The 23702-nt window shown below is 65.6% G+C and carries 19 protein-coding genes; 11 read left to right on the forward strand and 8 right to left on the reverse strand.

All coding sequences use genetic code 11. From position 1 onward, the window contains the following. Both AP428_RS29260 and AP428_RS29265 read left to right on the forward strand, forming a co-directional pair. The coding region (locus tag AP428_RS29260; protein WP_054928445.1) for an efflux RND transporter periplasmic adaptor subunit at positions 1–1131 on the forward strand (1131 nt) is incomplete at its 5' end. Positions 1132–1162: 31 nt separating this feature from the next. Further along, complete coding sequence (locus tag AP428_RS29265) at positions 1163–2707, forward strand: efflux transporter outer membrane subunit (RefSeq protein WP_011545698.1); 1545 nt, start codon at positions 1163–1165, stop codon at positions 2705–2707. Here the strand turns inward: AP428_RS29265 and AP428_RS29270 are convergent. The 3 genes from AP428_RS29270 to AP428_RS29280 form a co-directional block, all read right to left on the reverse strand. After that, positions 2685–4145, reverse strand: a complete 1461-nt coding sequence (locus tag AP428_RS29270) for a heavy metal sensor histidine kinase (protein WP_011545699.1) — start codon at positions 4143–4145, stop codon at positions 2685–2687. The two genes, AP428_RS29265 and AP428_RS29270, sit on opposite strands and share 23 nt — an antisense overlap. After that, positions 4142–4819 (reverse strand): heavy metal response regulator transcription factor, encoded by a 678-nt coding sequence (locus tag AP428_RS29275; protein WP_011545700.1) that lies wholly within the window; start codon positions 4817–4819, stop codon positions 4142–4144. The genes AP428_RS29270 and AP428_RS29275 overlap by 4 nt, the downstream gene beginning before the upstream one ends. A 284-nt stretch (positions 4820–5103) precedes the next feature. Further along, positions 5104–6414 (reverse strand): GlxA family transcriptional regulator, encoded by a 1311-nt coding sequence (locus AP428_RS29280; protein ID WP_231691714.1) that lies wholly within the window; start codon positions 6412–6414, stop codon positions 5104–5106. A gap of 72 nt (positions 6415–6486) precedes the next feature. On the opposite strand from AP428_RS29280, the gene AP428_RS29285 reads away from it, so the two are divergent. From AP428_RS29285 to AP428_RS29305, 5 genes are all read left to right on the forward strand, one after another. Next, positions 6487–8133 (forward strand): GMC family oxidoreductase, encoded by a 1647-nt coding sequence (locus AP428_RS29285; RefSeq protein ID WP_011545702.1) that lies wholly within the window; start codon positions 6487–6489, stop codon positions 8131–8133. Continuing rightward, the gene (locus AP428_RS29290; RefSeq protein ID WP_226292375.1) at positions 8130–9071 is read left to right on the forward strand and encodes a sugar phosphate isomerase/epimerase family protein; all 942 of its coding nucleotides are present in this window, start codon (positions 8130–8132) and stop codon (positions 9069–9071) included. The genes AP428_RS29285 and AP428_RS29290 overlap by 4 nt, the downstream gene beginning before the upstream one ends. Positions 9072–9318: 247 nt before the next feature. Continuing rightward, positions 9319–10149: an alpha/beta fold hydrolase gene (locus AP428_RS29295; RefSeq protein WP_011694999.1), complete on the forward strand. Its 831-nt coding sequence runs from the start codon at positions 9319–9321 to the stop codon at positions 10147–10149. A gap of 50 nt (positions 10150–10199) precedes the next feature. Beyond that, the gene (locus AP428_RS29300) at positions 10200–10844 is read left to right on the forward strand and encodes an FMN-dependent NADH-azoreductase (RefSeq protein WP_041489214.1); all 645 of its coding nucleotides are present in this window, start codon (positions 10200–10202) and stop codon (positions 10842–10844) included. 11 nt (positions 10845–10855) lie between these two features. Continuing rightward, a complete protein-coding gene (locus AP428_RS29305) occupies positions 10856–11164 on the forward strand; it encodes a YciI family protein (protein ID WP_011545706.1) in 309 nt (102 codons plus the stop codon). 70 nt (positions 11165–11234) lie between these two features. On the opposite strand, the gene AP428_RS29310 is transcribed toward AP428_RS29305, so the two are convergent. The 3 genes from AP428_RS29310 to AP428_RS29320 all read right to left on the reverse strand — a co-directional run bounded on the left by AP428_RS29310 (position 11235) and on the right by AP428_RS29320 (position 14568). Continuing rightward, entirely contained in the window at positions 11235–12392 is a 1158-nt protein-coding gene (locus tag AP428_RS29310) for an MFS transporter (RefSeq protein ID WP_011545707.1), read from the reverse strand. Positions 12393–12504: 112 nt separating this feature from the next. After that, the gene (locus AP428_RS29315) at positions 12505–13518 is read right to left on the reverse strand and encodes a glycoside hydrolase family 3 N-terminal domain-containing protein (RefSeq protein ID WP_011694998.1); all 1014 of its coding nucleotides are present in this window, start codon (positions 13516–13518) and stop codon (positions 12505–12507) included. A gap of 9 nt (positions 13519–13527) precedes the next feature. Next, positions 13528–14568: a glycoside hydrolase family 3 N-terminal domain-containing protein gene (locus tag AP428_RS29320; RefSeq protein WP_011694997.1), complete on the reverse strand. Its 1041-nt coding sequence runs from the start codon at positions 14566–14568 to the stop codon at positions 13528–13530. A gap of 502 nt (positions 14569–15070) precedes the next feature. On the opposite strand from AP428_RS29320, the gene AP428_RS29325 reads away from it, so the two are divergent. Further along, positions 15071–16279 carry an ABC transporter substrate-binding protein gene (locus tag AP428_RS29325; RefSeq protein ID WP_063934021.1) on the forward strand — a complete coding sequence of 403 codons (1209 nt, stop codon included), beginning with the start codon at positions 15071–15073 and terminating at the stop codon, positions 16277–16279. Between the two features lie 67 nt (positions 16280–16346). On the opposite strand, the gene AP428_RS29330 is transcribed toward AP428_RS29325, so the two are convergent. Together AP428_RS29330 and hisD are read right to left on the reverse strand one after the other, a co-directional pair. Next, positions 16347–17477, reverse strand: a complete 1131-nt coding sequence (locus tag AP428_RS29330; RefSeq protein ID WP_011545711.1) for a porin — start codon at positions 17475–17477, stop codon at positions 16347–16349. A gap of 441 nt (positions 17478–17918) precedes the next feature. Continuing rightward, entirely contained in the window at positions 17919–19205 is a 1287-nt protein-coding gene (gene hisD, locus AP428_RS29335; protein ID WP_011545712.1) for a histidinol dehydrogenase, read from the reverse strand. Between the two features lie 349 nt (positions 19206–19554). Between hisD and AP428_RS29340 the strand changes: the two genes are divergently transcribed. The 3 genes from AP428_RS29340 (at position 19555) to AP428_RS29350 (ending at position 23697) form a co-directional block, all read left to right on the forward strand. Further along, complete coding sequence (locus tag AP428_RS29340) at positions 19555–20217, forward strand: ThuA domain-containing protein (protein WP_011545713.1); 663 nt, start codon at positions 19555–19557, stop codon at positions 20215–20217. A 75-nt stretch (positions 20218–20292) separates the two neighbouring features. Next, positions 20293–22080, forward strand: coding sequence for a thiamine pyrophosphate-binding protein (locus AP428_RS29345; RefSeq protein ID WP_011545714.1), 1788 nt, complete (start codon positions 20293–20295; stop codon positions 22078–22080). A 12-nt stretch (positions 22081–22092) separates the two neighbouring features. After that, on the forward strand, positions 22093–23697 hold the full coding sequence (locus AP428_RS29350; protein WP_011545715.1) for a GMC oxidoreductase: 1605 nt from the start codon (positions 22093–22095) through the stop codon (positions 23695–23697). Positions 23698–23702 lie beyond the last annotated feature (5 nt).

The following is a 23702-nucleotide window of genomic DNA, read 5'->3' on the forward strand; positions in this document are numbered from 1 at the left end:
TATGCGGACGCGTCGATCTATGCGCGCACAAGCGGTTATATCGCGCACTGGAGCGTCGATCTCGGCACGCACGTGAAGGCCGGCCAGACGCTCGCGCAGATCTCGGCGCCCGATCTCGACGCGCAGTTGCGCCAGGCGCGCGCCGACGAAGCGAGCGCGCAGGCGAACTACGACTATGCGAAATCCACCGCGCAGCGTTGGCAGGACATGCTGAAAACGCAGTCGGTATCGCAGCAGGACACCGACACGAAGGTCGCGGACATGAACGCGAAGCGCGCGATGCTCGCGTCCGCGCAGGCGAACGTCGCGCATCTCGCCGAACTCGTGTCGTACGAGTCCGTCACCGCGCCGTTCGACGGCGTGATCACCGCACGCAACGTCGACGTCGGCACGCTGGTCACCGCGGGCGGCACGCCGGGCAGCCCGGGCCTGTCCGGGGAACTGTTCCATCTCGAACAGACGGACACGCTGCGCGTGTTCGTCGATGTGCCGCAGGACAGCGCGACCGGCGTGTCGGCCGGCACCTCCGTCTACCTGACGACGCCGCAGTATCCGGGGCGGCGGTTTGCCGCGCAGGTCGCGCGCAGCGCGGGCGCGATCGATCCCGTCACGCGCACGCTGCGTGTCGAGATCGACGTCGACAACCGCGACGGCGCGCTGATGCCCGGCGCGTATGCGCAGGCGCATCTCGTCTTGCCGAGTGCGGCGCCGGCGCTCGAGCTGCCGGTCAGTGCGCTGCTGTTCCGCCCGAACGGCGTGACGGTCGCCACCGTCGGCGCGAACGGGCAAACCGCGCTGAAGACCGTGCAGATCGGGCGGGATTTCGGCACGCGCGTCGAGATCGTCGCGGGGCTCGCCGCGACCGATCGTGTGATCGACAACCCGGGCGATGCGATCACGGCCGGGGAAGCCGTGAAGATCGTGTCGACTTCGCACGATGCGGCGCCGGTTGCGGCTTCGTCTGCTTCGTCTGCTTCGTCCGCTTCGTCCGCTTCGTCCGCTTCGTCCGCGCAGGCCGCGCAGGCCGCGCAGCCAGCGTCCGCGACCGGTATGCGCAACGTGCCGCCGCTGCGCGCGGCCGGCGTCGCACCTGCTGCGTCAACACCCACTCCGGCGCCCGCCCGCGGCTGACCCATCGACGACGACTCACGAGATACTTGCCATGCGCCTTCCTCATCCGCTCCCGTTCGCTCGCCGCATCGTCGCCCTCGGCGCCGTCGCCGCACTGACCGCGTGCTCGACGCTGCCGCCCTATTCGCCGCCCGCCGTCGCGGTGCCCGCGCACTACGCGGGCGCACCGGCAGTACCGGCCGCGCAAGCCGGCTGGCACGTCGCGATGCCAGCCGACGCCGCCGCGCGCGGCGCATGGTGGACCGTGTTCGGCGACGCCGATCTGAACGCGCTCGAAGCGCGCGTCGACGTGTCGAACCAGACGGTGAAGAAAGCCGTCGCCGACCTGCAACAGGCCCGCGCGATGGTCGACTATCAGCACGCCGGGTTCCTGCCGACGATCACGGCAGGCGCCGCGCAGAGCCGGGCGCGCGTGTCGCAGAACCGGCTCGGTTCGTCGCTCGCCGGCAAGACGACGCCCGACTACCAGGCGGGCGTGGCCGCGAGCTGGGAGCCCGACCTGTTCGGCCGCGTGCGCGACGCGGTAACGGGCGCCCAGGCGAACGCCGCCGCGAGCGCGGCCGACCTGCAGGCCGTGAAGCTGTCGGTCACGGCCGAACTCGCGACCGACTATTTCGCGCTGCGCTCGCTCGACACGCAGAAGCAGTTGCTCGACGACTCGGTACGCGCGTACGCCGACGCACTGACGCTGCTCGAGCAGCAACTCGCCGCCGGTGCGATCGACGCGTCGGCGGTGGCGCAAGCCGAGACCCAGCTCGAATCGACGCGCACGCAGGACACCGACATCGATGCGTCGCGTGCGCAGTTGCAGCACGCGATCGCGACGCTCGTCGGCGAGAGCGCATCGACGTTCGCGCTGCCGCCGCGCGTGCAGGCGTTCCACGTGCCGGCCATTCCGGCCGGCGTGCCGTCGCAACTGCTGGAGCGCCGACCCGACATCGCGGCGGCCGAGCGTCGCGTGGCGGCCGCGAACGCGCAGATCGGCGAAGCGCGCGCCGCGTTCTTCCCGGATCTCGTGCTGTCGGCGAGCGCCGGCCTCGAAAGTTCGTTCTTCGCGCCGTGGCTCGCCGCGCCGAGCCTGTTCTGGTCGCTCGGCCCGCAACTCGCCGGCACGCTGTTCGACGGCGGCCGCCGCAGCGCGTCGCTGCGCGGCGCGCATGCGCAATACGACGGCGCGGTCGCCGATTACCGGCAAACCGTGCTCGTCGCGTTCCAGCAGGTCGAGGATCAGTTGTCCGCTCTCGATGCACTCGCGTCCGAAGCCGGCAGCCAGCAGCGCGCGACCGACGCGGCCGACCTGTCACTGCGGCTGACGACGAATCGCTTCAACGCCGGCGCCGTCAGCTATCTGGACGTGGTGACCGCGCAGACGATCGCGCTGACGAACCGGCGCACCGCCGATCAGATCGACGCGCGCCGGATCGAGGCCGAAGTCGCGCTGCTGAAGGCGTTGGGCGGCGGCTGGCAGGCGAGCGCGAGCGCCGGGGCAGACGCGGAATCGAACACCGGCAAGAAGGACGCCGCGGCAACCGCGCGGCCCCAACCCGCCGCCGTCAAGCAACAGGCGGCCGGTTGAACGTGAGCACGAAACGCGTGCCGCGCGCGTCGCTTTCGACCTGCGCGGTGCCGCCGTGCAGTTCCATCACCGAGCGCACGATCGCGAGGCCGAGCCCGGCCGTGCCGCCCGGTACACCGCCGCTGCGCGCGGGATCGCCGCGCACGAAGCGGTCGAAGATCCGCGGCAGCAATGCAGGATCGATCGGCTCGCCCGGATTCTCGACGACGACGCGTACCGCATCCGGCGTTTCGTCGACGGCGAGCGTGATGACGCCGCCGGCCGGCGTGTAACGCAGCGCGTTCGCGAGCAGGTTGCCGACGGCGCGACGAAACAGCTCGACGTCGGCGGTCAGCTGCCCGTGCCCGTCGACGCGCAACGTCGAGCCCGCTTCGTCGGCGAGCCCTTCGAAATACTCCGCGATGCGCTCGAGTTCTTCGCGCACGTCGAACGCGCGCCGCCGCGTGACGAAACTCGGATGCTCGGCGCGCGCGAGAAACAGCACGTTCTCGATCATCCGCGCGAGACGGTCGTATTCCTCGAGATTCGATTCGAGCAGCGTCTGGTACTCGTCGACCGAACGCGGCCGCGCGAGCGCGACTTCGGTGGCGCCGCGCATGTTGTTCAGCGGCGTGCGCAGGTCGTGCGCGAGATCGGCGCTGAATTGCGACAGATGCGCGAACGCCTGCTGCAGGCGGCCGAGCATCGCGTTCTGCGCATCGACGAGCGCGCGCAGCTCGGGCGGCGCACGCGACGCGTCGAGCCGCGTGTCGAGCTTGTCGACCGTGATCCGGCCGGTGTCGTCGACGATCTCGCGCAGCGGCGCAAGCGCCTTGCGGATCAGCCAGTAGCCGAGCAGCAGCGCGAACAGCGCGCCGAGCCCGCCGGCGAGCTTGAGCCGGTCGCGGTAGCCGTCGAGCAGATCGGCGCGGTCGCGCATGTTGCGCGCGATCGCGATGCGGATCGGCGTGCGGTCGCCGAGCGCGGCCTCGATCACGACGCCGCGCATCGGCGTGCCGCCGTCGGCGGTCCACGTGACGAGCCGGTCGGCCGTGATCCGGTCGTTTGCGGGAACCGGCACCGCGTGCGGCGCGAACAGTTGCGCGTCGGCCAACGGAGTCGACGCGGCCGCCGGCGCCTCGTCGAGCGCGGCGAGCCGGACGTTGTGGCGCGCGAGCACGTCGCCTCCCGCATCGACGACGGCCATCGACAGCGCCTCGTTGCCCAGCACCTGGCTCGTCAGTCGCTCGGCGTGCGCACGCGCCGCGTCGAGCGACTCGAGCTCGCCCGCGAGCCGGCGCGTGTGGCGCGCGGCCAGCACGATGTCGAGATCGTCCTGCGTGTTCACCTGCCGCTCGAGGCCCGCATACACATACGCGCCGACGAGCGCGAACGCGGCCAGCGTGGTCGCGGCGAACGCGAGCGCGAGCGTCGCGGCGAGCGAGCGCGGGCGCGTCATGCGTCGTCCTTCGGTTCGAGCACGTAGCCGACGCCGCGCACGGTATGGATCAGCTTGACGGGAAACGCGTCGTCGATCTTCGCGCGCAGGCGCCGGATCGCGACCTCGACGACGTTGGTGTCGCTGTCGAAATTCATGTCCCATACGTACGACGCGATCTGCGTGCGGCTCAGCACCTCGCCCTGCCGGCGCGCGAGCAGTTGCAGCAGCGAGAATTCGCGCGGCGTCAGGTCGATCCGCGTGGCGCCGCGCTTCACGCGGCGGCGCACCACGTCGATTTCCAGATCGCCGACCGCCAGATGTTCGGTCTCGCGCGGCGGCCCGCGACGCGCGAGCGTGCGGATGCGAGCGAGCAGCTCGACGAACGCGAACGGCTTCACGAGGTAGTCGTCGGCGCCGAGTTCGAGGCCGTGCACGCGGTCCTGCACGTCGTCGCGCGCGGTCAGGAACAGCACCGGCGTCGTGTGCGTGTCGCGCAGCCGCTTGAGCACGGCCCAGCCGTCGAGCACGGGCAGCATCACGTCGAGCACGATCACGTCGTAACGCTCTTCCTGCGCGAGCGTCAGCCCTTCGCCGCCGTCCTTCGCGAGATCGACGCTGAAACCCGATTCCTCGAGCCCCTTCTTCAGGTACGCGCCCGTCTTCGGTTCGTCTTCGACTATCAGGATGCGCATGGCCGGCTCCGTCGCATTCGTGGGGACATCCGGCGATGTTACCCGGAAACGGCGACACGGCTTCGCTGCGTGCAAGCGCGAACGGCGTAGATGACAAAACGGTAATCAGACGGTCAACTTCGCGTGCGGATGCTGACCGAACTGCTGGTCGAATGCCTGGGACAGGATGCAAGCAGGGCGGGAACGACCACGGCCTGAGCGGTGCATCGGCACTGGTCGATTCGCCCAATGCGGCCAGTCCGCCGACTCACGCAGTGCCGCTCGCTTGCGTCGACGCGCCCATATCAATCGTCGCCAACCTCGCGGTCACGATCGATGGTCGAACGGGTGTTCCGCCTGCTTGACCAGCGCCTGTAATCCGCTGGCGTCATGCCGATAAGCTGGCCGAACGCGCGCCGAAACGAAGTCTCGTCTCCGTAACCGCATTGCAACGCGACCTGCTTGATACTCGCCCCCGGTGTTTCCAGCAGCACACAAGCCATTTCGATTCTGACGCGCGTAATGAACCCTTTCGGCGATTCGCTGGTCAAGCCCTTCAGTCGACGATGCAGGGTCCGTTCGCTGAGACCCAGTGCGCCGGCCAGCGCTTCCGCGGTCATGCCGGGGCTGGCATGGCGGACGATCTGCTCGGCTTGAAGCAGGAGCGGATCGGTAGCATTCACGTATCCCCGAGGGGCGTATACCAGCTGCGGCAGCGGCGTCGTGTCGGCCACCGAAATATCGGCGGCCAGGCGAGCGACGTCGGCCCCTGCTTCCCGCCTGATGACGTGCAACGCCAGATCGACCCACGACAACGGCCCGCCGGTCGTGACGATGCGATCCTGTTCTTCCACGGCGGTGCCCCACACCGGGCGCGCTTTGGGAAACCTCTGCCTGAACGCATGGTGCAACCACCAGGTCGTCGTGCATCGCCTGCCGTTCAACAGGCCGGCCTCGCCCAACACGAAGGTCCCCGCACAGGCCGCGCCCACCAGCGCGCCGTCACGATGACGCGCTCGCAGCCACGCGGCTGCCTGCGTGGTCGAGGCGGACACGGGCGGTAGCCGGTCGGGGCCGAGCGCCATGCCGGTAACGAGCGCGACATCGCATTGCGTCAGTTCATCGAACGTGGTGTCGACCGGAATCAGACGGCCCTGTGGGTCCCGCAACGCCCGCCCGTCGGCGCTCGCGATGACGGTCTCGAAGCCGGCCACGACCGGCTGCCCGTGAGCGCCCCCGCCGGGCGATGCCCGCAATGCCTGGGCGGTCATCCAGAACAGGTCGGCAAGACCCGTAATGGGAGACAGCAGGCTCCCTTCGACTGCAACGATTCCTATCCGCACGCGGTACTCCGTCAATTCGGCCGGGTTGGCGAATTTTGCACGAACAGCAGTTTGCCTGCCAACTGAAGCGTGCCGAGCCGGCCCCTCCCGGGCGACGACCGCCCTCGAATCCTCGATGAGCCAACTGGCTGCGCCACTTTGCGTCACAAACGAGGCCGGAGCGAAATTGCGAGAACACGTTTCGCCCCGGAAGATATTTGCGGGCGTGGAGAAGCGGTTTGCCGCCCGATGGATCGAAGCGCAGCTGATTCGGCGCGAACCGACTGGATGCATGCCTCGGCGCGGACGGCGCGCCGCGTCGCTTTAGCGAGTACAAGGAAAATGACTCATCGAGACACCAAGTCGGTGGACTACATCGTTGTCGGCGGCGGATCGACCGGTTGCGTCATCGCCGGACGCCTCAGCGAAGACGAACGCTCGAGCGTCGCCCTTCTCGAGGAAGGGCCGCGAGACCGCAGCCCCTATATTCATATCCCCGGCGCCTACTACAAGACTGCACAAGGCCCGCTCCTCAAGCGCATCCCGTGGCATCCGGCCCAGGGCCACGCCCGCCCCGCAATGCCGACGATGGTCCAGGCCAGCGTGCTTGGCGGTGGAAGTTCCGTGAACGCGATGATCTACATCCGTGGCGTCCCGTCGGACTACGACCAGTGGCGAGATTCCGGCGCGACCGGCTGGGGCTTCGATGACGTCCTGCCCTACTTCAAACGCTCGGAAGACAACGAGCGCTTCTGCAACGACGTCCACGGCACCGGCGGCCCGCTGCGCGTGTCCGACATCCCGCATATTCATCCGTTGACCAAGGCATGGCTCAAGGCCTGCCAGCAATCCGGCTTGCCGTACAACGAGGATTTCAATAGCGGGCATCCGGCCGGCTGCGGCCTTTATCAGATCACCGCACGCGATGGCCGTCGCAGCAGCGCTGCCGTCGCCTACATTCATCCGGCGCTGAATCGCCCCAACCTGACGGTCCGTACCGGCGTGCGGGTCACGCGAATTCTGATCGAAAAAGGCCGTGCAGTCGGTGTCGAATTCCGGCGAAACGGGCGCATCGAGCAGATGCGGGCGAATCGCGAAGTCATCGTTTCGGCGGGTGCGCTCAGTACCCCGAAGCTGCTGATGCTGTCCGGGATCGGACCGTCCGCGGCGTTGCAAAGACATGGAATTGCCGTCGAACAGGACCTCCCCGGCGTGGGCCGGAATCTTCAGGACCACATCGAAATTTCGCTCGTCTACCAGTTGAACGGACCGTATAGCTACGACAAATACAAGAAGCCGCACTGGAAGGCGCTGGCGGGGCTGAACTATCTGTTGTTCAGGAACGGGCCGGCCGCGTCCAACCTGATCGAGGGCGGCGCGTTCTGGTGGGGCGACAAGGAAGCCTTGACGCCCGACATTCAATATTTCCTCGTGGTCGGCGCCGGAATCGAAGAAGGCGTCGACAGCGTGCCGGGAGGCAACGGCTGCACCATCAATCTCGGACAGATCCGCCCTCGCTCGCGCGGCTTCGTCGAGCTGTCGAGCCCCGATCCGATGGATGTCCCGCGAGTGTTCCCCGAGTACTTCAGCGATCCGTACGACCTCGAAGCGGTGGTCGACGGTTGCGAAAAGGCGATCGACATCATGGGACAGCCCGCGATCGGCAAGTACATCGCGCAACGGATCGTACCGGGCAAACAGGCAGCCAGTCGCGACGAACTGAGGAAATTTGTCCAGCAGGAGGCGCACGCCGCGCTTCACCCTTGCGGAACTTGCCGCATGGGCACCGATAGCGACTCCGTGGTGGACCCTTCGCTACGCGTACACGGTATCGACGGACTGAGAGCGGCGGACGCGTCGATCATGCCGAACATCATTTCGGGCAATCTCAACGCCGTCTGCATCATGATCGGCGAAAAGGCAGCGGACCTCATCCTGGGCAAGGCGCCGCTGACGCGCATCGGGCACGCATCCGTTCCGATCGATTCCGAAGCGTCTCGAGTCACTTCGTGATCCTGCGCTCAAGCAGCGCAATCATTCCGTTCTCGACTGGACAATTGAACATGGCCGCACACGGCAAAGCAAATGCCTTGATCTTTCATACCACTGTCTCGAAGTTTTCCAACCTGGTCACCGACCTCGACACGATCGCCGCAATCGGGTTCGACGGCATCGAGCTGGGTGCGGACAAGCTGGAAGCGTACCTCGCGTCGGGCTACGGCGCCGACGACTTGAAAGCGCTGCTCGAAGACGTCTATGTCCCCGGAATGGGATTCCTGACCGATATCGAGCGGCAGGGTCGGCAAGCATCGGAGATGTACGCGCGTGCCGACGCGTTGTTCGAACTGGCAACGCTGTCCGGCGCGCAAGGCGTGCAGGTACTGACCGGGCCGGTCGACGTTCGGTCGGTCGTCGAATGGACGCAAACCGGGAGGACGGACCGTTACGCCGGCGTACTCGGCCTGCCGCACGCGCGGCAGATCGCGGTCACCGCGAAGAATCTCGCTCGCCTGGCCGACATGGCCGCCGAGCGCGGCCTGGTGCTGTACCTGGAAGCGCTGTCGTGGGCGCCTGTCAGCGGCATCGACAAATCGATCCAGCTGATCGATGCGGCCGGTCGGGACAACGTGAAAATCGTCATCGACTACTGGCACTGCCACACGTCCGGCGTGACACCCGACGACATCGCGAAGCTGGACGCGCGCATCATTCATGGCGTCCATGTGTGTGATTCGCTCCCTTTCCCCGGCGGGATTCCGGACGAACAGGTGCTCCGCGACGTACCGACCGGAGAAGGTGTCATCGACCTGCAGCAATGGACCGATGCGGTCAAGGCAACCGGCTATCGGGGATGGTGGAGTTGCGAGTTGTTCTGCAGAAAGCAGCAGCAACAGAACGCCGCAACCGTTGCCGCACAGCTCAAGCGCCTGCTGGCGCGTCTCGTCGCGTAACCGCCCCATGTGGCGCCCGCCACGCGCCACTCGCCGTCCAATCGCGGGCCCCGTATCGTCCCGTTTGGTCGGTCGCGCCCGTCAGTGCTGCGTTCGACTCCGACGTCGATCGCACGCGCCTGCACCCTCATCGACGGTGCCCCGGGTGGCGAACTTTGCATGAACAATGTCCGGTCTGCCCTCTGCAATTGTCGACAAGGGCCGTATAAATTTGGCCCATGTCTGCAATTATCGGAGCGCCTGCCTCATGCCATTCCCGCCTCGTCCGGGCCGTCCGCATTTCCTTCCGACGCGACAGGGCCGCTGCCCGGTCAGCCGGTTCGGCCGACTGCTCGCGGCCGTCGCGTTCATGGTGACGTTCGCAAGCGGTCACACGATCGCGGCCGCAGCGCCGGCGGTGCGCAACATCGTGCTCGTCCACGGCCCGTTCGTCGACGGGTCGAGTTGGCAGCCGGTCATCACCAGATTGCAGCACATGGGCTACCACGTGACGGCCGTGCAGAATCCGCTCACGTCCCTCGACGATGACGTTGCTGCGACCGAGAACGTGCTGCGTCGGCAAACCGGAGACGTGCTGCTGGTCGGCCATTCGTGGGCCGGCGCGGTGATCACGCAAGCCGGCAATGCCGCCAATGTGAAGGGCCTTGTTTACCTGTCGGCGCTGGCTCCGGATGACGGCGAGTCGGTCGACGACCTGCTGCGCAGCGTCGGCGCACCGATGACGGGCCTGTCGCCGGACGCGCGGGGCCTGATATGGCTGGACGATGCCCGCCAGTTCCAGCGTGTCATGGCGGGAGATCTTCCTTTTGAACGGGTCAACGCGCTGACCTCGACCCAACAGCCGATCGCGGCGGCCTGTTTCGCCGGCAAGGTGCGGCATGCGGCCTGGCATGACAAGCCCCGCTGGTACCTGCGAACGACCGACGACAACGCGCTCGAGGCGACCGTGCAGCAAGCCATCGCGCAGCGGATCGGCGCAACGGTCACGACCATTCGCTCCAGTCACCTGTCGATGCTGTCTCACCCCGACGATGTCGCGAGACTGATCGACCGGGCCGCACGAACGGTTCATCCATGACGCCATTCGGATTTCGAAGCAATTTGTCTTTCCCTCACTGCGAGACTGAAATGAAGCTCCTGCATCTCGATTCCAGCATTTTGGACGGCAACTCCATCACGCGAACGCTGTCCGCTGCCGTCGTAGCCGATTTGCGCGCACGACACCCGTCTGCCGAAGTGACCTACCGCGATCTCGTCCGCGACGAAATTGCCCACCTGACCGGACCGATCGCTGCCGGGTTCCGTGACGTCGCGACAGACGCATTCGACGACGATGCGATTCGCGAGCATCGGGTTTCCGACACCCTCGTAACGGAGTTTCTGGCCAGCGACGTCATCGTCATCGGCGCACCGATGTACAACTTTTCGGTACCGAGTCAGTTGAAATCCTGGCTGGATCGCATTGCGCAGGCCGGACGAACCTTTCGATACACCGAGCGTGGCCCGGTGGGCCTGGCCAGCGGCAAATGCGTCATCGTCGCCTCCGCACGCGGCGGATTTTATGCGGAAGGACCTCTGGCTGGCATGGATTTCCAGGAAAACTATCTCAATCGTTTCTTCGGTTTCCTGGGTGTAACCGATGTCCGGTTCGTCCGTGCCGAGGGGGCATCGAAAGGCCAGCGGGTGCGGGACGAAGGTATCGCGCTCGCCAGGGCCGCCATCGCCGACGTACTCGCCGGCGTACCGGCGCCGGATGCACGGCCCGTCAAGTAACAGGATTCCTCATGCTGTTTGCGATCAAGCTGGATTACATCCGTCCGACGCAAGAGGTTCACGCTCACCTGGAGGCCCACAAGGCGTGGCTCGTCAAACACGTTCAGGCGGGAAGCATCCTGTTCGCGGGGCCGCTGCAGGGAGAGGCCGCCGGTTTTTTACTCGCGTATGCGGACCACCGGCGCGATATCGAGCAAATGATCGCGGAAGACCCGTTCGATATTCTCGGGTTGGCGACCTTCGACATTCAATGCTGTGAACCCGCGCTGCGTGCAAACGCTTTTCCTGCGCACTGGGCAGGAGGCGCCCGGCCGGTCTGACTTCCGTCGCGTCACGTCGAGCGGCCGTCCCCGCAACAATCCGGATTCGTCGCGAAACAAGCCCGGCCGTTCACGCGGCCGGCCGAACACGCGCCGCTCGCGGATGCGTGACGAAGCCGGCGCAACACGGAATCAGGCAAACCAGGCCGGCCAGCAGCCAGAACGCGGTCGACAACCCTGCTTGATCGGCGATGATGCCGATGCTGGCCGGGCCAACGAGATTGCCCGCATAGCCGGTCATCGTGATCGCCACGACGGCGAGCGACGGCGACATCGCGCGTTGAGCCCCGGCTCGGCGAAACATGATCGGCACGACATTCGATGCGCCCAACCCGATCAACAGGAACCCCGCCAATGCCACCGGCGCGATCGGCGCGACGAGCAGAACGACCATCCCCGCCGTGGCGACCGCTCCGCCCCAGAACATCATCGACCGGTCGCCGATGCGCGTGGTCAACGTGTCGCCACTCAACCGACCGGCCATCATCGCGATGGAGAAAAGCATGTAGCCGAGGCCGCCCTGCGTGGCGGGAACCAGCCCTTTACCGGAAATGAACAACGCGCCCCAGCTGAGCAGCACGCCGTCGAGCAGGAATGAAATGGCCACCAGGCCCGCCAGCAACAGCACGATGCCGCGCGGCACCGCTAAGAGCGGGCCGCCCCGTCTTCGCGGCGTTTCGATCAGATGGCGCCGTGCAATCAGGATTCCGGCGAACATCAGCGCCGAGCACAGCAACATACTCGCGAACACACCTGTACGCGCGGCCAGCAGAAAGGTCGCCAACGCCGAGCCGCCGAAGCCGCCCATGCTGTACTGAGCATGAAACCCCGACATCAGCGGCCGCCCTTCCATGCGCTCGACCTCGACCGCGTTGATGTTCATCGCGACATCCAGCGAACCGAGCGCCGCACCGAATCCGAACAGCGCAATGCCCAACGTGGCGGCGTCGTGCGCGATCGCCAGAAGCGGCAGGATCACGGCCAGCCCGACGCCACCGCCGAAAACGATCGGCTTGCTGCCGAACCGGGTACCGAGTGTGCCCGTCAACATCATGCCGATCACGGAGCCTGCGCCGACACACAGCAGCAAGGCGCCGAGTGTCGCCTCGTCGATGGCCGCTCGCTGTTTGACGAACGGAACGAGCGACGCCCAGCACGCCGCGCCGAATCCGGCCACGAAGAATGCGATGCGTGTCGCGACCCGGGCCGCCGGTCGATATGAAGTCATGCCATGACACGCGTGAACGGTTGAATCGCGGGCGCCCCGCCGACATCGACGCCCACCTGCCGGTATCGGCGTGACAACGGGATGCGGCGCGAGCGTACGGCCATCCCGGCATTCATGCAGGCCGTCTCCCGGCTGCGGCGCTCACGCTGTCGCAGGCTGCCTGCAGGCGGCTCGCGTCCAGTCGACCGTCCGCTACCGCGCGTACGATTGCTTCGGCTACCTCACCGATGCGCGGCACCGCATTGGGCGACAGCAGCAGCAAATCCGCGCCGGCCGCCAGCGCGGCGACAGCCACGTCACCGAGTGCGCGATCGCCCTGGGTCGCCCGGTGATCGAGGTCGCAGGTCATCACCAGGCCGGAAAAACCCAACTCCACGCGCAGGGCCGAAATCAGTTCGCGCGACAGCGAAGCCGCCACCGCCGGCTGAACCGCGTGGAAACGGGCCGGCCCCATCATCACCGCGTCGACACCCTCGTCGATCCCCGCTTCGAACGGCGCCCAAAGCGATCTCAATTCGGCGAGCGAAAGCGGCACGGTGGCATCGCTCGTGGCCGGGTGGCCCACCAGGTCGGGATGCCCCGGAAAATGCTTGAGCGTGGTCTGCAGACCGGCGCGACGAACGCCGCGCACGTACGCACGGACCATCGCCGCCGCCAGAACCGGATCGTCGGCCAGCGTCCTGCCGTTCAGCCACAGGTTGCGCCCCGTCACGACATCGGCGGTCGGTGACAGCACCAGATTGATCCCGGCTTGCGCGACCCCCTTGGCCATTTCAAAGCAGACATCCTCCAGCTCGCGTGGCGGCATCCGTTGCGCATCGTCCCGGCTCGGCAACGGCGGCGTCAGCCATTGCAGCCGATGGACGGCAGCGATGTCCGCATCGGCCGCGAGCAGCACGTGCCCCGCACGCGCGGTCGCCTGTTCGACCGTGCCGTGCCACGCATCGAGCGTTTCGCGACGCCGGCGCTCCGCATTCATCTGGCCGGACACATATTCCTCGCCGGTCTCGCCGAACAGCAGGCTCTTTCCGCCGTTATCGAGAAACCGGCCGATGTGGTCGTCGAGTTCGAGTGTCACGAGCACCGGAAACAACACGGCATGGGCTTGGCGCAAAAGTTCGCTCATCGATTCGCCTCACGCGCGCTCGTTGCGGCCGGCGACCTGCACGCCATCCAGTTCCCGGGCGAGCGCGCGCACGCGGTTGGCCGCCTGCGCCAACCGCGACGCGTCGAGCGCGCCGCTCCTGACGGCTTCGACGATCGTGCCGGCAATGCGGTCGAGCCCGGCTTCGCTCGACAGGAGCAGCAGATCGGCACCGGCATCCAGCGCGGCGACGGCCGTGGCCTCGATGCTTCTGCCGCGCAAGATGCCGGGCGCATCCAGATCGTCGGAAATGATGAGCCCGTGGAACGAGAATTCGTGCCGCAGCATCGAAAGCGTATCGCGCGACGTGCTCGATGGATGCTCGACATCGATGGCAGGCACCAGCGCGGGCCCCGCCATGACCGCCTTGACGCCGCCGGCGATCAATGCCCGAAACACGTCGAGCGTCGGCGCGAGCTCGGCGAGCCCGCCGCCCACGACCGCCTCGTCGAGCGCCGGATCGAGCGCCGTGACCGGATGCCCGGGGAAATGCTTGGCGGTTGCCGCGACGCCCGCCGATTGCACGCCCTGCACGAACGCGCGGGCAATGCGTAGTACATCGGCGGCATCGGCGCCGAGATGCCGCCCGTCGAGCCAGGGATTCGCGCCCACCACGACATCGGCGATCGGCGACAGAAACAGGTTGACGCCCAGTTCGCGCGCCGCCGCGGCGACCGCGGCGGATCTTTCAACGATCGTCTCGGTGCCAGCGTGCAAGGCGTCGTCGAGCGACGGCAGCGCGGGCACGAGCGCATGCAGTCGTTGTATCCCGCCGAGTTCCTGATCGACGGCCACCAGCACGCCCGACCCTGCCCGCCTCCGGGTCGATTCGACGACGTCCCTGAAGTGCGCGGCGGCCTCTTCCGTGCGGCGCTGCGCGCTCATCGCGCGTCCGACGTACTCGTCACGCGTCTCGCCCAGCAGTACCGACACGCCGCCCCGGTCGAGATATCGGCACACGTCGTCGCTGAGCGTCAGGCCCGCGAATGCCGGCAACAGAACCGCGTAAGCGTCTCGATCGTAATCGTTCACAGCAGGACTCCCCTGTATAAGGTGCAAATTTCGTCACGGCGGCCGCCGAGCCCGCCCGAATCCACGCGATGCAGTGGGTGCACCCGGCGGTTTCCCCCTGCAAGACGCTCGGCGAAGTGCATGCCGGCATGCTCTCCATAGAAAAATGTCGCGACAAGTTCGCGACTCGCCTTTTTGCGACGCACAGCGAAGCAGATCGGGCGTCGGTCTGCGCATCCTCGCGTGCGCGCGGTTTTGACCTGCGTCGACCGACTGCCGCGAGATACCCCGACATACCCCCTTGCTCCGCCCGGTAGCGTCATCGTGCGTCTCGAAACGGACGATCGCGAAATTGCGTACGTCAATTTGCCTTCCGATACTCGCCGGGCGCTCGTGCATAGCGACGCACGAGCGGGAACCGGCGTAGGTCGATGTCATCTGAGGAGATTGGATTGTGAAGGCAAAAACAAGATTGCGGCATATTTCGGCACGGGCGGTCGTATCGACCGTCGCGAGCCTTTCGATGGTCGGCATGGCCGGTGCGCAGGCGCAAACGGTCGAGGTCGTTCATCAATGGACCTCCAGCAGTGAAGCCTACGCGCTCCAGGCGCTCAAGGACGCGTTGCAGAAGAAGGGCATCGGCTGGAAAGACAGCGCGATCGCCGGCAACGACGGCGCCAATCAACAACAGGCATTGCAGGCGCGGCTGGCGGCAGGGAGCGCGCCGGCAGCGGCGCAGGCCCAGCCGCAGCTGCTTTTTTCGTATGCCGAACAAAACGAGCTCACGAATCTCGACAGCCTCGCGAAGGCCGGCAACTGGGACAAGCTGATCGCGCCCGAGCTGATTCCGTACGTGAAATACAAGAACGACTGGTACGGCGTTCCGGTCAACGAGCACCGCGAGAACATGTTCTGGATCAACGCCAAGATCCTGCAGAAGTACGGCGGCAAAGCCCCGACCACCTGGGATGAATTCAACGCGCTGGCCGAGCGCATGAAGAAGGACGGCATCATCCCGGTCGCGCTGGGCGGCGAGGACTGGCAGGAAGCGGAGATCTTCAGCGATCTCGTGATCGGCATCGGCGGCCCCGCCTTTTACAAGAAGGCGATCATCGATCACGACCCCGCGACGATCCAGGGGCCCACCATGCTCAAGGTGTTCGACCAATTGCGCAAGATCATCGGCTTCACGGATCCGAACCGCGCCGGTCGCGACTGGAACGTGGCGACGCAAATGGTCATCGACGGCAAGGCGGCGATGCAGATCCATGCGGACTGGGCCAAGGGCGAATTCCTCCGGGCAGGCAAGAAGCCGGGCATCGACTTCGTGTGCGCGGCGACGCCGGGAAGCGGTCACGCGTTCGTATGGGTCGTGGACACCATGACGTTCTTCAAACAGAAGAATCCCGCTGCCGCCGCCAATCAGGCGACGCTCGCCAATCTGGCCATGAGCGCCGACGTGCAGGAGAACTTCAATCTGCGCAAAGGTTCGATCCCCGCGCGGCTCGACGTGCCGCAAGCGAAATTCGACGACTGCGCCAAGCTGAATTTCGCCGACCGAGCCGCGGCCGCCCAATCCGGCGCGGTCGTGCCGTCGTTCATCGAGAATGCCGCATTGGAGCGTGACGTTCGCGCATCGTTCGTCGATGTGATCACGCAATTCGTGAACACCCCGTCGATGACTTCCGCCACTGCCGTCAAGAAGCTGGCAGCCGCGGCGAAGAACAACTGACGTCGCCGGTGTCGTCCCGCTCCGTCCGGAGCGGGACCAGCCTGTCTGCCGGATTTCCCCGAATAGCTCAGAACTTGTGGCGCAGGCCGACGATTGCGACGATCTGCGAATTCGCGCCCGAATTGACGTCGTAAGAGCCGATCACCGCTTGAGCGCTCCCCTGGCCATTGTCGCCGCTCGCATGCTGATAGCCGGCCATCGCATAGACGTCGGTCCGTTTGCTCAGCAAATAGTCGACGCCGAGATTGACCTGCTGATAGGTCGCCGACGAATGGCCGCCCGAACGCGTGTAGTTGTAGCCGCCGATCACCTGGAGCGTCGGCGTCGCCATCCAGCTCGCGAACACGGAGCCGTTCTGGAAGTGCTGCGAACCCGCGAACGTCGACGCGCCGTCCGACGTATAGCGCGTGTACGAGTACGCCGCGCCGGCCGTGACCGGCCCGACGACGTACTGTGCGCCGATCCGCCCGATATCGATGCCGCGGGCAGTGGCATACGCCGCATTGACGGCGCTGTTGAAGAAACTGTCCGCGCTCGACGTGCCGCGTGCCGACGTCCTGGCGTTGCCGTTGTCCACGTGCAGGAACCCGCCCGCCACGCTGAGCGCGCCGCCGCTGTAGGCCGCCGCGGCCGACCAGCTTTGCCCGGAGCCCGTCGATCCTGCCACGCCGCCGAACGCATACATGGTCTCGACCGTGACACCGCCCCACGACGGGCTCGTCCACTTGACCGCACTATTGAAACGCGCGCTGTCGTCGTAATTGTCGATATCGCCCGGCGGCGCGAACAGGCCGCTGTACGAATCGGCGGTGATCGGCTGAACCAGATCGGTCACCGGATCGTATTGCCGCCCGAGCGTGACCGTCCCGAAACGCGTGCTGCCCAGCCCGACGAACGCTTGCCGGCCGAACATGCGGCCGTCGTTCTGCAACTGACCCGAGCCGAGATCGAAGCCGTTCTCGAGCTGGAAGCTCGCCGACAAGCCTCCGCCGAGATCTTCGGTGCCCTTGAGCCCCCATTCGTTTCCGGACAGATTACCGGCCGACATCTTCCATTGCGACGCTTGTCCGCCGCTGTTGTGAATGTATGCGATACCGGTATCGACGATGCCGTAAAGCGTGACCGAGCTTTGCGCATGCGCGCCGGCCGCGTAGGCGGTAATCGACAGAGAGATCGCCGAGATGACTTTTCTTTTCATTTCACTTGTCCGTCCACGAAGTACACATCGATCAGAGCGGTATTGATGCGTCTCCCGAATACCGCTCCGCTTCTTTCCCGTCGTCAGGAGAACTATCCAGAGCGATGGGCGTACGGTGGGGAGGCCGTCATGCGACGGCTGATCGTCACCCCCTCCTGCCGTTTGACGATCGCCGCGTTTCCGGCCGGGCTGCCATCCGACACGCGTTGTGTCGGACGAAAACCCGGTCACTGCCTCCTCACCCGCGACGCAGTATTGAAGTCCAATAAATGCCGCTCAATTTCGCAAAGACACAATTTGTGTCGCACTACGACGCACTCGCATCCACGCCATGAAAAGGGCCTCCGCGCGCTGCGGAACCGCGCAAACCCGCTCGATTCGACGCAAAAAAAACGGCACTCTTTCGAGTGCCGAATCGCTGCCCGATCTCTCGGCCCGATGTCAGTCCGCTCGCTTTCCGAAGCGGCGAACGCGGATATCGGCCTGTTCCTTGTGCCCTGCAAAGCCTTCCATTGCACACAGTCGCGAACAGTATTCGCCGAGCATGGCCGATGCTTCGTCGGTCAACACCCGCTGATAGGTGCAGGTCTTGATGAATTTGCCGACCCACAGCCCACCGGTATAGCGCGCGGCCTTCGTCGTCGGCAACGTATGGTTCGTGCCGATCACCTTGTCGCCGTACGACACGTTGGTACGGTCGCCGAGAAACAGCGCACCGTAGTTCGTCATGTGCTCGAGGAAATAAAGCGGATCGCGCGTCATGACCTGAACGTGCTCGGACGCGATCCGGTCGGCTTCTTCGACCATTTCGTCGACGGTGTCGCACAGAATGATCTCGCCATAGTCGCGCCACGCGACCGACGCGACGGCCGCTGTCGGCAACACCGCTAGCTGGCGCTCGATCTCCGCCGGCAGGCCGTCCGCGAGCCTGGCGGAATTCGTCAGGAACACGACCGGCGAATTCACGCCATGCTCGGCCTGGCCGAGCAGGTCGGCCGCAACGATCTCGACGTCCGACGAATCGTCGGCGATGACGAGCGTCTCCGTCGGGCCCGCGATCAGGTCGATCCCGATCTTGCCGAACAGCTGGCGCTTCGCTTCGGCCACGTAGGCATTGCCCGGGCCGACGATCATGTCGACCGGCTCGAACTGATCCGTACCGAGCGCCAATGCGGCAATCGCCTGCACGCCGCCGACGCAGTAGATCTCGTCCGCGCCCGCGAGATGCATCGCCGTGACGATCGCCGGGTGCGGCTTGCCGTCGAACGGCGGCGCCACGGCCACCACACGCTTGACGCCGGCAACCTTGGCCGTGAGCACGCTCATATGAGCGGAAGCCAGCAACGGATACTTGCCGCCCGGGATATAGCAGCCGACGGAATTCACCGGAATGTTGCGGTGACCGAGCACCACGCCCGGCAGCGTCTCGACTTCGACGTCGCGCAATGCGTCCTTCTGCGCCAGGGCAAACCGGCGAACCTGCTGCTGCGCGAACTTGATGTCGTCCAGTTCGCGCTCCGACAGGGTCGCGACGCACGCGCTGATTTCCGCGTCCGTCAGCCGAAAGGATGCCGGGTTCCATTTGTCGAACCGCATCGAGTATTCGCGCACGGCAGCGTCCCCGTTGGCGGCGACGTCCGCGATGATCTGCTCGACCGTATCGCGCACCTGCTTCGCGATCTCGAGTTGCGCCTCCATCGGCTTGCTTTTCTTAAGATGCTGGATCACAAAAATCTCCAAGAGTGTTTCCCGACCATGCAGCGCGAAACCCGCGTTGCGACGGTGCACGATCCGAACGAGTTCGATCACACGAGCAAATTTTCGCGGGCCGAATTTGCCGACACAATTTCGCATCCGCGTCGAAGCTGACGCGACATGACGCACCGCGCTGACGCACCTGCCGAGGCGCGTCCCTCCCGGCGTTTCGCCGCGCCCGACCGACTGCCCGCGCGCCCGGATACCGTCTTCCGGCCCGCGCCGGCCGAGGGTTTTCTAGTGCTTGACATCGCCATTTTGGGCGCGCAGCATTTCGTCAACTTATACGTATAAGTTCCATTGAACAAGGAGTGAAGTCATCATGCGAGTTCTCCATCTGTACGGCGGCTGGCCGGGGCACTACCCGTATGAAGTCGCCGCATGGACGCGCGGACTGTTCGACGAACTGGGCTGGGAGGTCGAAGGTTCGACCGACATCTTCACGCTCGATCGCGATCTGTCCGCCTTCGATCTGATCGTGATCGGCTGGAACAACGCCGTCACGACCGAGACGCTGACCGCGTCTCAGGAAAAGCATCTGCTGGACGCCATCGAGAACGGCACCGGCCTCGCCGCATGGCATGGCGCCGCCGCGGCGTTTCGCGCAAGTCTTCGCTATCACATGGTGCTCGGCGGGTCGTTCATCGAGCACCCTGCCGGCGAAGGCTATCCGCATCCGTACATGGTCAACGTGATCGATCGCGACCATCCGGTCACGCGCGGCGTCGAGGACTTCGAAGTCCGTTCGGAGCAGTACTACATGCAGGTCGATCCGAACAACCACGTGCTGGCCGAAACCACTTTCGACGGCAAGCCGTTCCCGTGGCTGGCCGGCAATCGCAGCCCGGTCGCATGGGTCAGGCAGTGGGGACGCGGCCGCGTGTTCTACCACTCGATCGGCCACGACGTCGGCAACCTGTCCGACATCAACGTTCGCCGCCTCACGATGCAAGGCCTGCAATGGGCCGCGCGACCGGCTGCGTGACGCAGTCAAAGAAAGTCCGCGCGGGCCGACCGTCGTCGCGCGCGGGTGTCCTCAAATCCTAGTCAGGATAGAAAAATGGCAAAGCTTACCGGAAGTCAAATCGTCGCCCAGACGTTGAAGAACTACGGTGTCGAATACGTCGCCGGCATTCCCGGTCACGGCATCTGGACGCTGACGGACGCGTTCCTCGAGAAGGACTCGGAGATTCGCTTCATCCAGGTGTTTCACGAGCAAAGCGCGGTGCATCTGGCCGACGGCTACTACCGTGTGTCGGGCAAGCCGATGGCGGCAGTCACGTCGATCGGCGCCGGCGCGAGCAATACGGTCATCGGAATGGCAACGGCCTTCACCGATTCGACGAGCGTCATGCTCATCACCGGCGGGCCGCCCACGCACATGCGCGGTCACGGCCTGCTTCAGGAACTCGAACGCTACGTCGACAACGATTTCCCGAAGATCGCCGAAGCCGTGTCCAAGCGTCATTGGGTGGCCCAGCGCGTCGAGGAGTTGCCGTTCATCATGCATCGCGCATTCAGCTCGATGCTGACCGGCCGCCCCGGCCCGGTTCACGTCGAGATTCCGATGGACACACAGGCCGAGGCCGCGGAAGTCACGCTGCACCAGCTCGAGGAACGCGTGCCGCTCGGCAAGGTGTATCCGGACCCCATCGCCGTCGAAAAAGCGGCGGACGTGCTTCGGCAGGCCAGGCGCCCGGTGATGGTCATCGGCGGCGGCGTCATCACCGGCGAAGCGGCCGCGGAAGTGCTTGCGCTCGCCGAGAAGTGGCAGATTCCGGTCGTCACCACCTGGAACGGCAAGAGCGGCTTCCCCGAAGACCATGCGCTGTTCGCGGGCAGCGTCGGCCAAACCGGCACGATGTGCGGCAACAAGGTCGCATCGAGCGCGGACGTGATCATCGCGGTCGGCTGCCGTTTTACCGACTGGTCGTCGTCGAGCTACGCGAAAGGCGTCACGTTCTCGATTCCGCCCGGCAAACTGATCCACATCGACATCGATCCGCACGAGATCGGCAAGAACTATCCGGTCGCCGTCGGCATCGTGGCCGACGCGAAGTACGCGCTCGCCCATATCGTCGAAGCGCTCGAAGGCGATGCGGCCGAGCGCGGCGAATATCTGGCCGAGGTCGCCGCGCACAAGGCGGAATGGGAAGCCAAGCTGGCCACGCGCCGCGATTCCGACCGCTTCCCGTTCACATCGCAACGGCCGCTCGGCGCGCTGCGCAAGATCTTCCCGCGCGACACCATCGTGGTGGTCGGCTCGGGCAATACCCAGGGCGCGGTCAAACAGACCTTCCCGGTCTACACCCCGCGTACCCACCTGACCTCCGGCGGTTTTTCGTCGATGGGCTGGGCGGTGCCCGCCGCCATCGGGGCGAAGCTCGCGAAGCCGGACAGCCCGGTGGTATGCATTCTCGGTGACGGCGACTTCCTGATGACGTCGCAGGAAATCGCGATTTGCGTCACCAACAACCTGCCGGTGATCTTCATCGTCCAGAACAACGCAGGGTATATGTCGATTCGCGGCGGCCAGCGCAAGCAGACGAGCCGTCATATCGGTACCGAGTTCAACTATCCGGACGGACGCCCGTACTCGCCCGACTTCGAGGCGGTCGGCAAGGCATTCGGTCTCAAGTCGTGGCGCGTCAACAGCAATGACGAACTCGAGCCGATCCTCCAGCAGGCGCTCGACAGCAACGCGCCGTGCCTGATCGAGATTCCAACGGATCGCGACGCGGCCGGACCGTGGGTGCCGGGCTGGTGGGATTTCCCGATTCCGGCCTATATCGACGACGAGCGCCAGGAAGAGTACGCGCAATTCCGCAACTCAGAGCAACATCTGTAAGGTAGTCAGCGCATGAGCGATGCAACGTTTGTTCATCGTCCGGCGTCCGGTCTGTCCAGTTTCGCGCCGGTGCTCCGGCGCGAAATCCCGACGGTCGTGCCCGGCAGCGATGGAATCATTACCTGCGACGTGGTCATCGTGGGGTCCGGCATGGGCGGCTCGAGTTTCGCGCAAGGCATCGCAGGTCACGGCCTCGACGTGCTCATCGTCGAGCGCGGCGATTTCCTGCCTCGTGAAATCCAGAACTGGCAGGCCGAAGCCGTATTTCGCGACGGACGCTACCGCAACGCGGAGTCGTGGGACGACGACGCCGGCAAGCCGTTTTCACCCGGCGTGTTCTACTACGTCGGCGGCAACACGAAGGTCTTCGGCGCAATGCTTCCACGGTTCAGGGAAGCCGATTTCGGCGCGATTCAACACGCCGAGGGTATTTCGCCCGCGTGGCCGATCACTTATGCCGACATGGAGCCGTACTACGCGGCCGCGGAGCGGCTTTACAACGTCCATGGCGCGGGTGGCCAGGACCCGACCGATCCGTGGCGCTCCGGCGACTATCCGTTTCCCGCGCTGGAACACGACCCCGCGTTGCGGCCGCTCGCCGCGGCGATGCGTGCGCAAGGCCTTCGTCCGTTCGTGATGCCGGCGGCCGTCAACTACGGACGCGAACGGCCGTGCGTGCTCTGCTCGACCTGCGACGGTTATCCCTGCCTCGTCGATGCGAAGGGCGATGCGGAAGTGTCCGTGCTGAGGCCGCTCGTCGGCAGCGGCGGCGCACAACTGATGGTACGCACCCGAATCGATCGTCTCGTCATGTCGGCCGACGGCACGCGCATCGAGGAGGCGCTCGGCGTTCGCGACGGGCAACCCGTTCGCATCCGTGCCAAGCGGTTCGTCCTTGCGTGTGGCGCGGTGAACTCGGCGGCCCTTCTGCTGCGATCGGCCGATCACGCGCATCCGGAAGGTATCGGCAACCGCTCGGGGATGCTCGGCCGCAACTATATGGTTCACAACAGCACGTTCATGCTCGCGGTCGATCCGCGTCGCGCCAACGACGTGCTGTTCCAGAAAACGCTCGCGGTCAACGACTGGTATTTGCGTTCCCCGCAGAACGCGTTTCCGCTCGGTAACGTGCAGATGCTCGGCAAGATCCGCGAGCCGATGGTGACGGGCATGTATCCGTGGCTGCCGAAGGCCGTTTCGCGCTACATGACCGACCACAGCGTCGATCTGTACCTGACCAGCGAGGATCTTCCCGATCCGGAGAATCGCGTCACGGTCGATCCGCAGTCGGGCCGCATCCGCATCAGGTGGCGTGCCAACAACCTGCGTGCACACCGGGCGCTCGTGAAGAAGACGGTCGCGATGATGCGGCGGGCCGGGTATCCGCTCGTGTTGAACAAGCGTATGGGCATTGCAACCAACTCGCATCAATGCGGCACGGCCGTGATGGGCAACGACCCGGGCACGAGTGTGCTCGACACGAACTGCAGGCTTCACGACGTGGAAAACGCGTGGATCGTCGACAGTTCGTGGTTCCCGTCCTCCGCGGCGGTGAATCCGGCGCTCACGATCGCCGCGAATGCGCTTCGTGTGGCCAGGCAGTTCGTCGGTCGCTGAAGCGA

The organism is Burkholderia sp. E168m22, from assembly GCF_001319805.1.
Lineage (GTDB): Bacteria > Pseudomonadota > Gammaproteobacteria > Burkholderiales > Burkholderiaceae > Burkholderia > Burkholderia orbicola.

What these genes read in the sequence shown, in the direction of transcription:
- AP428_RS29275 (WP_011545700.1), bottom strand. Translation starts at nt 4,819, where the DNA reads ATGCGCATCCTGATAGTCGAAGACGAACCGAAGACGGGCGCGTACCTG.
- AP428_RS29310 (WP_011545707.1), bottom strand. Translation starts at nt 12,392, where the DNA reads ATGACTTCATATCGACCGGCGGCCCGGGTCGCGACACGCATCGCATTC.
- AP428_RS29330 (WP_011545711.1), bottom strand. Translation starts at nt 17,477, where the DNA reads ATGAAAAGAAAAGTCATCTCGGCGATCTCTCTGTCGATTACCGCCTAC.
- AP428_RS29270 (WP_011545699.1), bottom strand. Translation starts at nt 4,145, where the DNA reads ATGACGCGCCCGCGCTCGCTCGCCGCGACGCTCGCGCTCGCGTTCGCC.
- AP428_RS29305 (WP_011545706.1), top strand. Translation starts at nt 10,856, where the DNA reads ATGCTGTTTGCGATCAAGCTGGATTACATCCGTCCGACGCAAGAGGTT.
- AP428_RS29265 (WP_011545698.1), top strand. Translation starts at nt 1,163, where the DNA reads ATGCGCCTTCCTCATCCGCTCCCGTTCGCTCGCCGCATCGTCGCCCTC.
- AP428_RS29340 (WP_011545713.1), top strand. Translation starts at nt 19,555, where the DNA reads ATGCGAGTTCTCCATCTGTACGGCGGCTGGCCGGGGCACTACCCGTAT.
- AP428_RS29280 (WP_231691714.1), bottom strand. Translation starts at nt 6,414, where the DNA reads ATGCATCCAGTCGGTTCGCGCCGAATCAGCTGCGCTTCGATCCATCGG.
- AP428_RS29345 (WP_011545714.1), top strand. Translation starts at nt 20,293, where the DNA reads ATGGCAAAGCTTACCGGAAGTCAAATCGTCGCCCAGACGTTGAAGAAC.
- AP428_RS29350 (WP_011545715.1), top strand. Translation starts at nt 22,093, where the DNA reads ATGAGCGATGCAACGTTTGTTCATCGTCCGGCGTCCGGTCTGTCCAGT.
- AP428_RS29325 (WP_063934021.1), top strand. Translation starts at nt 15,071, where the DNA reads ATGGTCGGCATGGCCGGTGCGCAGGCGCAAACGGTCGAGGTCGTTCAT.
- AP428_RS29315 (WP_011694998.1), bottom strand. Translation starts at nt 13,518, where the DNA reads ATGAGCGAACTTTTGCGCCAAGCCCATGCCGTGTTGTTTCCGGTGCTC.
- AP428_RS29300 (WP_041489214.1), top strand. Translation starts at nt 10,200, where the DNA reads ATGAAGCTCCTGCATCTCGATTCCAGCATTTTGGACGGCAACTCCATC.
- AP428_RS29295 (WP_011694999.1), top strand. Translation starts at nt 9,319, where the DNA reads ATGCCATTCCCGCCTCGTCCGGGCCGTCCGCATTTCCTTCCGACGCGA.